9 protein-coding genes and 1 pseudogene are annotated in these 9,535 nt (G+C 42.1%); 8 read left to right on the top strand and 2 right to left on the bottom strand.

The window, feature by feature from the left end; translation table 11 throughout:
• Positions 1 to 212 precede the first annotated feature (212 nt).
• The 3 genes from ACYTR8_RS06780 (at position 213) to rsmA (ending at position 2,552) form a co-directional block, all read left to right on the top strand.
• Positions 213 to 1,004, top strand: coding sequence for a TatD family hydrolase (locus ACYTR8_RS06780; RefSeq protein ID WP_164714892.1), 792 nt, complete (start codon positions 213 to 215; stop codon positions 1,002 to 1,004).
• Complete coding sequence (gene rnmV / locus ACYTR8_RS06775) at positions 976 to 1,566, top strand: ribonuclease M5 (protein ID WP_479641903.1); 591 nt, start codon at positions 976 to 978, stop codon at positions 1,564 to 1,566. Before ACYTR8_RS06780 ends, rnmV begins: the two co-directional genes overlap by 29 nt.
• A gap of 113 nt (positions 1,567 to 1,679) precedes the next feature.
• A complete protein-coding gene (rsmA, locus tag ACYTR8_RS06770) occupies positions 1,680 to 2,552 on the top strand; it encodes a 16S rRNA (adenine(1518)-N(6)/adenine(1519)-N(6))-dimethyltransferase RsmA (RefSeq protein WP_479641902.1) in 873 nt (290 codons plus the stop codon).
• A gap of 76 nt (positions 2,553 to 2,628) precedes the next feature.
• Here the strand turns inward: rsmA and ACYTR8_RS06765 are convergent, their stop codons facing one another.
• Together ACYTR8_RS06765 and ACYTR8_RS06760 are read right to left on the bottom strand one after the other, a co-directional pair.
• The gene (locus ACYTR8_RS06765) at positions 2,629 to 3,348 is read right to left on the bottom strand and encodes a DUF4811 domain-containing protein (protein WP_269760437.1); all 720 of its coding nucleotides are present in this window, start codon (positions 3,346 to 3,348) and stop codon (positions 2,629 to 2,631) included.
• A pseudogene (locus ACYTR8_RS06760) lies at positions 3,345 to 4,849 on the bottom strand (MDR family MFS transporter). Before ACYTR8_RS06760 ends, ACYTR8_RS06765 begins: the two are co-directional and overlap by 4 nt.
• A 282-nt stretch (positions 4,850 to 5,131) precedes the next feature.
• Here ACYTR8_RS06760 and rsgA point away from each other — a divergent pair.
• Genes rsgA through ACYTR8_RS06735 form a run of 5 tightly spaced genes read left to right on the top strand, consistent with a single transcriptional unit; the run spans position 5,132 to position 9,502 of the window.
• The gene (gene rsgA, locus ACYTR8_RS06755; RefSeq protein WP_111717609.1) at positions 5,132 to 6,004 is read left to right on the top strand and encodes a ribosome small subunit-dependent GTPase A; all 873 of its coding nucleotides are present in this window, start codon (positions 5,132 to 5,134) and stop codon (positions 6,002 to 6,004) included.
• Positions 6,005 to 6,013: 9 nt separating this feature from the next.
• The gene (gene rpe, locus ACYTR8_RS06750; protein ID WP_269760436.1) at positions 6,014 to 6,676 is read left to right on the top strand and encodes a ribulose-phosphate 3-epimerase; all 663 of its coding nucleotides are present in this window, start codon (positions 6,014 to 6,016) and stop codon (positions 6,674 to 6,676) included.
• The gene (locus ACYTR8_RS06745) at positions 6,669 to 7,301 is read left to right on the top strand and encodes a thiamine diphosphokinase (protein WP_479641901.1); all 633 of its coding nucleotides are present in this window, start codon (positions 6,669 to 6,671) and stop codon (positions 7,299 to 7,301) included. The genes rpe and ACYTR8_RS06745 overlap by 8 nt, the downstream gene beginning before the upstream one ends.
• 1 nt (position 7,302) lies before the next feature.
• Positions 7,303 to 8,574 carry a DNA recombination protein RmuC gene (locus ACYTR8_RS06740; protein WP_443597504.1) on the top strand — a complete coding sequence of 424 codons (1,272 nt, stop codon included), beginning with the start codon at positions 7,303 to 7,305 and terminating at the stop codon, positions 8,572 to 8,574.
• Positions 8,564 to 9,502, top strand: a complete 939-nt coding sequence (locus tag ACYTR8_RS06735) for a 3'-5' exoribonuclease YhaM family protein (RefSeq protein ID WP_012767558.1) — start codon at positions 8,564 to 8,566, stop codon at positions 9,500 to 9,502. The genes ACYTR8_RS06740 and ACYTR8_RS06735 overlap by 11 nt, the downstream gene beginning before the upstream one ends.
• Positions 9,503 to 9,535: the final 33 nt, after the last annotated feature.

Genomic DNA, 9,535 nt, shown 5'->3' with positions numbered 1-9,535 from the left:
GGTTATAATCAGGTTTTTCTTTGTGTAACATAGGAGAACCTCACAAGTCCTTTTTCTTATATTATACTCCTAAATATCATGAAAAGCCCCTAGAAAAGTGATTCTAAGGACTTTGTCTTCAGTCTGAAAAAGCCTCTTTGGAGGCTTTTTTTGCCTGTTAAAAGCTGGCAAGTTTTATTATAGGAGTCATATCTTTATGTTATAATAAAATCATGACAAATAACATCGAACATCTAGCTATTTTTGATACTCATACTCATTTGAATGTAGCAGAATTTCAAGGACATGAGACTGAAGAATTGGCTCTGGCTCAAGAAATGGGCGTAGCCTATCACAATGTGGTTGGCTTTGATCAGGCTACTATTGAGGGAGCACTTGCTCTCGCAGACCAGTATCCTAACGTGTATGCTACTATTGGATGGCACCCGACAGAAGCAGGCTCTTATTCTGAAGCAGTTGAGAAGTCTATCGTCTCCCAGTTAGCACACCCTAAAGTCATTGCCTTAGGTGAAATTGGCTTAGACTATTATTGGATGGAGGACCCAAAAGAGGTTCAAGTTGAGGTTTTTAACCGCCAAATCCAGTTAGCGAAAGAGCACGATTTGCCTTTTGTAGTACACACCCGCGATGCCTTGGAAGATACCTATGAGGTCATCAAAGCAGCTGGTGTTGGCCCTCGTGGAGGCATCATGCATTCTTACTCAGGCTCGCTTGAGATGGCTGAACGTTTCATTGAACTTGGCATGATGATTTCCTTTTCAGGGGTGGTGACTTTCAAAAAGGCTCTTGATATTCAAGAGGCAGCGCAGCACTTGCCTTTGGATAAGATTTTGGTGGAAACAGATGCCCCTTATCTTGCTCCTGTGCCAAAACGCGGCAAGCAAAACCGTACAGCTTATACCCGTTATGTGGTTGATAAAATCGCAGAGCTGCGTGGAATGACTGTGGAAGAAGTTGCCGCAGCAACGACTGCTAATGCAAAGAGGGTATTTAAGCTTGACTGAAAAAATTATTATTCAAGAGGTTCTTGTTGTAGAAGGCAAGGACGACACGGCTAACCTACGCCGTTTTTACAATGTGGATACCTACGAGACCAGAGGATCTGCTATCACCGAGGAAGATTTAGAACGAATCAATCGCCTAAACGATTTGCGTGGTGTTATCGTTTTAACAGACCCAGATTATAATGGCGAGCGCATTCGTAAGCTCATTATGGCTGCTGTGCCCACAGCTCGTCACGCCTTTTTAAATCGAAACGAGGCGGTTCCGAGTTCTAAGAGTAAGGGCCGTTCCTTAGGTGTTGAACATGCCAGCTTTGAGGATCTCCAAAAGGCACTTGCGAAAGTCACTCAGCAATATGATGATGAGTCTTATTTTGACATTCGTCAAACAGACCTGACTCGTCTAGGGCTTTTAATGGCGGCAGATAGCCGTAAACGCAGGAAATACTTGGGTGAAAAGCTCCGCATCGGTTATGCCAACGGCAAACAACTGATCAAGCGCCTCGAATTATTTGGCATTACCCTATCAGAAGTGGAAGAAGTGATGGAGATGTATGAGGGGTAAAGAGTACTACGGAATATAACAGCCCCGTTAACTGAATGGCGTGTCTTGGCAAAAAAGTCTAGACCAGTGGTTCAAATGTCAAAAAGAAAGTGATCATAAAAAGAAGAGAATATATGAGAATTGCAGATTATAGCGTGACCAAGGCTGTCCTTGATCGTCACGGATTTACCTTTAAAAAATCTTTCGGTCAGAACTTTTTGACCGATACCAATATTTTACAGAAAATCGTTGACACGGCTGAGATTGATCAGAATGTCAACGTTATCGAAATTGGTCCTGGAATTGGAGCTTTGACGGAGTTTTTGGCAGAAAATGCTGCTGAAGTGATGGCTTTTGAGATTGATGACCGCTTGGTGCCGATTTTGGCAGATAACTTGCGCGATTTTGATAATGTGCAAGTGGTCAATCAAGATATTTTGAAAGTTGATTTGCAGACCCAAATCAAGCAGTTTAAAAATCCGGATTTGCCTATCAAGGTGGTGGCTAACCTGCCTTACTACATCACAACACCTATTCTCATGCACTTGATTGAGAGCAAAATTCCATTCCAAGAGTTTGTAGTCATGATGCAGCGTGAAGTGGCAGATCGTATTTCTGCGGAGCCAAACACTAAAGCTTATGGTTCCTTGTCCATTGCGGTACAGTATTACATGACTGCCAAGGTTGCCTTCATCGTGCCGCGCACCGTCTTTGTACCTGCGCCAAACGTCGATAGTGCTATCCTCAAAATGGTGCGTCGCGACCGGCCTTTGATTGAGGTTAAGGACGAAGATTTCTTTTTCAGAGTATCTCGTCTTAGTTTTGTCCATCGTCGCAAGACTTTGTGGAATAACTTGACTAGCCATTTTGGTAAGTCTGAAGACATCAAGGCCAAACTTGAAAAAGGTCTGGCACTAGCAGATATCAAGCCCTCTATTCGTGGTGAAGCCTTGTCGATTCAAGATTTTGGTAAATTAGCTGATGCTTTAAAAGAAGTTGGATTATAAAAACCTCTCAGTTAGTTGAAATCATAAGAAACCCCCTTGCAGTACATATCAGAGATGTACAGTGCAGGGGGAGTTTTTATTGACTAGTGCTATTTAAAGTTTTTTTCAAGGCTTGAACCTGTTGTTTAGCGGCAGCTTTAGGATCTTTTTTCAAGAGTTGTTGCAATTGTGCGGTAGCTTGTGGGTTGGCTTGTACCAATTTAGCTTGATCGGCTTTTAATTTGGGAAGAAGGACTGCTAATTGCTTAGCTTGTGCCTTAGTGACCGCCAGCCAAGTTTCTTTTGGAATGGCTACCACCGTCTTTTGTGATATTAATTGACCGTCTTCTCTAGCGAAACCAAACATGGCTTTAGCTAGTTTGGACTTCCAGATATAACGTTTGGTAGTGGTTGTGACCTTAGCTGTACTGCTATCAGTGGTAATATAATGGGCTTCTTTTTTGATGGCTTGGCTCATGTGTTTTTGATCAGGAATAAAATGAGCTCTTGGTTTGGGATCAGTTGCTTTATCCCGATATATCAAAACCTGATGCCTAGCAGTTTTACCGACAGGCTGGTAGATCAGGAGACCAAAGGGAGCTTTGCTATCACCAGCAGAATAAATGGCCTGTGTCTGACGCTTCGTTTCAACCGACATCCCTGTATGATTGACAAAGTGATTGGTTAAATAAAGCACAGAGCCAAGAAGGAGTCCTAAAGAGAGGGTTCCTAAAAGGAATCGCTGTTTAGCATTAGGGAGTAACATCCAACTAGCAAAAGAGGCAATAGTGGCAAGGCCAATAATAAGAATAATCATGCTGACAAATCCCTTTCTATTTCAATGTGTTTTCCTTTTCTAAGGAAAAGAGCAACCATAATCCCTAGTAAGGCAAAAACAAGACCGAGGCTAAACGAGGTTTGAAAGCCTTTCAAGCTGGCGTCAATCATTTTAGAAGCATACGCCAAGGGATCATTGGTCAAGAGTAGTTTGGCTGGTCTATTGGTATTGATGACATTTTGGGTTACGCTTGAGAGGAGAGCGACCACGATAGCAGAGGCAATTTGACGCGCAGTGTTATTGGCAGCTGTTCCGTGAGCCGCTTCGTGTGGTGATAAGGCGCTCATAGCAGAAGCGGTCAAAGGCATCATGACCATGGCAATCCCGAACATACGAACAGCATACATCAGTGTGATGAAGTGGTCTGGTGTTGCAGCCGTTAAGAAGGTAAATGGAATGGTACCGATAGCTAAAATACTAAAGCCGACAAGGGCCATACGACGAGCACCGACCTTGTCATAAACACGCCCAGCAATTGGACTAACGAGTCCCATCATAAGAGCTCCAGGTAACAAGGCTAAACCAGAATCAAGAGCTGAAAGACCATGGACATTTTGCAAGTAGAGGGGTAGCATCATTTCAACCCCCATCATAGCCATCATGGAAAGAGCAATGGCAGCAGTAGTGACAGAGAACTGTTTGACCTTAAAGACCCGAACATCAAGGAGAGGCACTTCGAGATGCAATTGTCGATAGATGAATAGGGCGATAACGCTAACCCCAATGACAATAGGAAGGATAACGATTGTGAGGTCGCCCCAGCCATTATTAGCGACGTTGGTGAAGCCCCAAAGGAAACTTCCGAAACCAATAATGGAAAGAATGAGAGAAGGGACATCGAGTGACATGTCCCGGTTGGCAATAACGTCTTTAACGACAAATGGTGCCGCTAAAAAGCTAAGGTTAGAATGACCAGTGGCAAGATGAAAATTGCTCGCCAGGACAGGTGGACACCCATTAAGACAAAATCGTGTTTTAAAATCCAGCCAGCAAAAGTAGGCCCTATGGCTGGTGCGAGCCCCACCACAAGACCGTTAAGTCCCATTGCAGCTCCGCGCTGTTCAGCAGGGAAAATATTGACCATCACCACTTGCATCAAAGGCATGGTAATCCCCACTGCAGAGGCTTGAATAATACGACCAAAAAGAAAAAGCGCCCAATTATCTGTCGGAGCAAGGGCAGTAATTAAGAGTCCAGTAATTAAGATAGCGTAGGCCGTGACATAGAGCCACTTGGTTGAAAAGCGGGTGGTTAAATAAGCGGACACGGGAATCATAATCCCATTTGCCAACAAGAACCAGGTCGTAGCCTGTTGAGCAGTAGCTAAATTAATATTGAAGCTGGTCATTAAGGTCGGAATTGCAGTGCCGAGACTGGTTTGATTTAATACCCCAGCAAAAGTAGCGATTAACAAGAGCATGACCATAGCGGTACGATTATACTCTTTTCCGTGAATATCAAAGGTTTTCTTAGAATTCATATCGTCTCCTATCTCAAAAAATCATTAGTGAACTGATTTTTATTTGGTGAAACATTATATTTTCAGAAAACAAAATAGTTACCTAGAGAACTATAGCACAAAAGCAAAGGAAGAGCAAAATCTTTGTCTTGAAATGATGGGGTCTGAAAAAGCTAAAACGATTGCGAGTGGAGTTGAGAACATTGTAAAGTCTTGAAGACAAGCGAAACTTAGAGTCAAATGCTGATTTGGGAGCGTTTTTCTGATATAATAGAGATATTATAGTAGGGCAAAGGAGCACAGTTGCAAGGCAAAATCATTAAATCTCTGGCTGGTTTTTATTACGTGGAGTCAGAAGGACAGGTATATCAGACGCGAGCGCGTGGCAATTTTAGGAAGCGCGGTGAGACACCTTATGTTGGAGATATCGTGGATTTCTCAGCAGAGGATAACTCTGAAGGTTATATTTTAGCGATTCATCCTCGTAAAAACAGTTTGGTCCGACCACCTATCGTCAATATTGACCAAGCGGTGGTTATTATGTCTGCTAAAGAACCAGAATTTAACAGCAATCTCCTAGATCGCTTTCTCATCTTGCTTGAACACAAAGCCATTCATCCGGTGATTTATATCTCTAAGATGGACTTATTAGATAGTCCCGAGGAGATTGAAGCTATTGGTCGACAGTATCAGGCAATCGGCTACGATTTTGTGACCAGTCTTGAGGAATTGTTGCCTTTGCTAGCTGATAAAATTACCGTCTTTATGGGACAAACAGGTGTTGGAAAATCAACCCTTCTCAACCGAATCGCCCCCGAATTGGCTCTTGAAACAGGAGAAATCTCTGATAGTCTAGGGCGTGGTCGTCACACCACCCGGGCTGTTAGCTTTTATAATACCCATGGTGGGAAAATTGCGGATACGCCAGGTTTCTCATCATTAGACTATGATATTGATAATGCTGAAGATTTGAACGAATCCTTTCCAGAGCTGCGCCGGCTGAGCCATGAGTGTAAGTTTAGATCCTGTACCCATACCCACGAACCCAAGTGTGCTGTCAAGGCAGCGCTTGAAACGGGAGAGTTGTGGCCAGTTCGTTATGAGCATTACCTGCAATTTCTCAGTGAAATTGAAAACCGTCGTGAAACATATAAAAAAGTTATCAAAAGAAAGTAGGAATTCTCCATGTCAACTCTAAAAATTGCCCCATCTATTCTAGCAGCTGATTATGCTAATTTTGCTTCTGAGCTAGCTCGTATTGAAGAAACAGATGCCGAATACGTTCACATTGACATTATGGACGGTCAATTTGTTCCTAATATCAGTTTTGGTGCAGATCTTGTGGCAAGTATGAGAAAGCACAGTAAATTGGTCTTTGATTGCCATCTAATGGTGGTTGATCCTGAACGCTATGTTGAGGCTTTTGCACAAGCTGGTGCTGATATCATGACCATTCACACAGAAAGCACTCGTCATATTCATGGAGCCCTTCAAAAAATCAAAGCAGCTGGCATGAAAGCAGGGGTGGTGATTAATCCCGGAACTCCAGTAACTGCCTTAGAACCTTTGCTTGACCTAGTTGATCAAGTCCTCATTATGACAGTAAACCCAGGGTTTGGTGGACAGGCCTTTATCCCAGAGTGCTTGGAAAAAGTTACGACGTTGGCTAAATGGCGTGATGAAAAAGGTTTGGCTTTTGACATTGAGGTTGATGGAGGAGTAGACAATAAGACCATTCGTGCTTGCTACGAAGCTGGAGCTAATGTCTTTGTAGCAGGGTCTTACCTTTTCAAAGCCAGTGACTTGGTAAGCCAAGTGCAGACTCTAAGGACGGCCTTACATGACTAAAGTAGCCCTCTTTTCTGGGGGGGATCTTTCTTATTTCACCCGTGAGTTTGATTATTTTGTCGGTATTGATAGTGGGAGCCTGTTTTTATTGGAAAATGGGCTTCCTTTGAATATGGCCGTTGGTGATTTTGATTCGGTTTTCCAAGAAACATTTACGGATATAAAAGAGAAGGCAGAACTTCTCATCACTGCTAATCCAGAAAAAAATGATACCGATACTGAATTAGCACTTAAAGAGGTCTTTGCTCGTTTTCCTGAGGCGGAAGTGACCATTTTTGGTGCTTTTGGGGGTCGAATGGATCACTTATTATCCAATATTTTCTTGCCTAGCGACCCTGATATTGCTCCTTTTATGAGCCAAGTCACTCTGCGGGATCAGCAAAATCTCCTGACCTATCGCCCGGCAGGTCGACACCTCATTCATCAAGAGGAAGGGATGACGTATGTTGCGTTCATGGCAGAAGGGGAATCAGATTTGACCATTACAGATGCCAAGTTTGAGTTAACTCAGGCCAACTTTTTCAAAAAGAAAATCTATTCAAGCAATGCTTTTACCCAACAGCCCATTATGGTCTACTTGCCAAGTGGCTACCTTATTATCATTCAAAGTAAAGATAGGAGTTAATATGGACCTGATAATGTTTGTTTTGGTGCTGGTTCTTGTGGGCTTAGGCATCTATTTACTGATAAAGCTAAATCGTCTTCAAGATCAACTTTCTCAGACTTTAGAGAGCAATGCGGATAATTTGTCTGACCAAATGACTTATCAGTTGGACACCGCCAATAAGCAACAGTTATTGGAAGTAACCAGTCTGATGACCAGACAGCAGACTGATCTCTATCAACAACTCACAGATATTCGTGACGTCTTGCACCGTAGTTTGTCTGACAGTAGGGACCGGTCTGACCAACGCTTAGAAGTGATTAACCAGCAAGTTAACCAGTCGCTCAAAAATATGCAAGAATCCAACGAAAAACGTTTGGAAGAAATGCGTCAAACAGTCGAAGAAAAATTAGAAGAGACCCTAAAGAATCGTCTACATGCCTCCTTTGATTCGGTTTCCAAGCAACTAGAAAGTGTGAATAAAGGATTAGGAGAAATGCGTACTGTGGCTCAAGATGTAGGCACCCTCAATAAAGTCTTGTCCAATACCAAAACTCGAGGAATCCTTGGTGAACTTCAACTGGGTCAAATTATTGAGGACATTATGACGTCTCACCAGTACGAAAGAGAATTTGTGACGATTAGTGGCTCTACTGAACGAGTAGAATATGCGATTAAGCTACCTGGAAATGGTCAGGGGGATTACATTTACCTCCCAATTGATTCCAAATTCCCTCTTGAAGATTATTATCGTTTAGAAGATGCTTACGAACTTGGAGATAAATTAGCTATTGAAAATAGCCGAAAAGCTTTGTTAGCAGCTATTAAGCGTTTTGCCAAAGATATTCGTAAAAAGTATCTGAATCCTCCAGAGACCACCAATTTTGGTATTATGTTTTTACCAACCGAAGGTCTGTATTCAGAAGTGGTCAGAAATGCTGCTTTCTTTGATAGCCTTCGTCGGGAAGAAAATATCGTGGTTGCAGGCCCGTCAACCTTGTCTGCTTTGTTGAACTCCTTGTCTGTTGGCTTCAAAACCCTCAATATTCAAAGAAATGCCGATGATATCAGTAAGATCTTGGGAAATGTCAAATTGGAATTCGATAAATTTGGAGGTTTATTAGTTAAAGCTCAAAAACAAATGAATACCGCCAATAATACCCTAGAACAACTCATTTCAACAAGGACAAATGCTATTGTTCGTGCTCTAAATACGATTGAAACCTATCAAGACCAAGCAACGGCATCTCTCTTAAACATGCCCCTATTAGAAGAGGAAAACAATGAAAATTAACCAAATGAAAAAAGACCAACTTTTTGAAGGTTTTTACCTCATTAAGTCGGCAGAAGTTCGTAAAACAAGAGCTGGGAAAGATTTTATTAACCTTACCTTTCAGGATGATACTGGCGAAATTTCAGGAAATCTTTGGGATGCCCAACCTTATAATGTGGAAGAATTCACTGCTGGTAAAATTGTCTTTATGAAAGGGCGCCGAGAGGTTTATAATGGTACTCCCCAAGTCAATCAAATCACATTGAGGAATGTTCGCCCAGGAGAGCCCAATGATCCAAAAGACTTCAAAGAAAAGGCACCTGTCAGTGTGACAGAAGTACGTGACTATTTGGAACAGATGCTCTTTAAAATTGAAAATGCAACTTGGCAACGAATTGTTAGAGCCCTCTACCGTAAATATGATAAAGAATTTTACACTTACCCAGCGGCTAAAACCAATCATCATGCCTTTGAGTCAGGGCTTGCTTATCATACCGCGACAATGATAAGATTGGCAGATAGTATCGGTGACATTTATCCTGAATTAGATAAAAGTTTACTTTTTGCGGGTATTATGCTCCATGATCTTGCAAAAGTATTGGAATTGACAGGGCCAGATAATACAGAATACACGGTTCGTGGTAACCTGATTGGCCACATCGCCTTGATTAACGAAGAAATTACTAAAGTGATTGCTGAGCTCAACATTGATGACAGTAAGGAGGAAGTGATTGTTCTTCGTCATGTTATTTTGAGTCACCACGGTCAATTAGAATACGGTAGTCCTGTTCGTCCTCGTATTATGGAAGCTGAAATTATTCACATGATTGATAACATTGATGCCAACATGATGATGATGACCACGGCACTTAACCGCGTTAGCGAGGGGGAAATGACCAATCGTATTTTTGCTATGGATAATCGTTCTTTTTATAAACCTAAATACTGATTTTAAATAAGATGAAAAACGGACATTTCCTTA

Source organism: Streptococcus sp. F2, from assembly GCF_056500955.1.
Note: the sequence above shows the minus strand (reverse complement) of the source record. Positions and strands in the feature narration are given on the sequence as shown.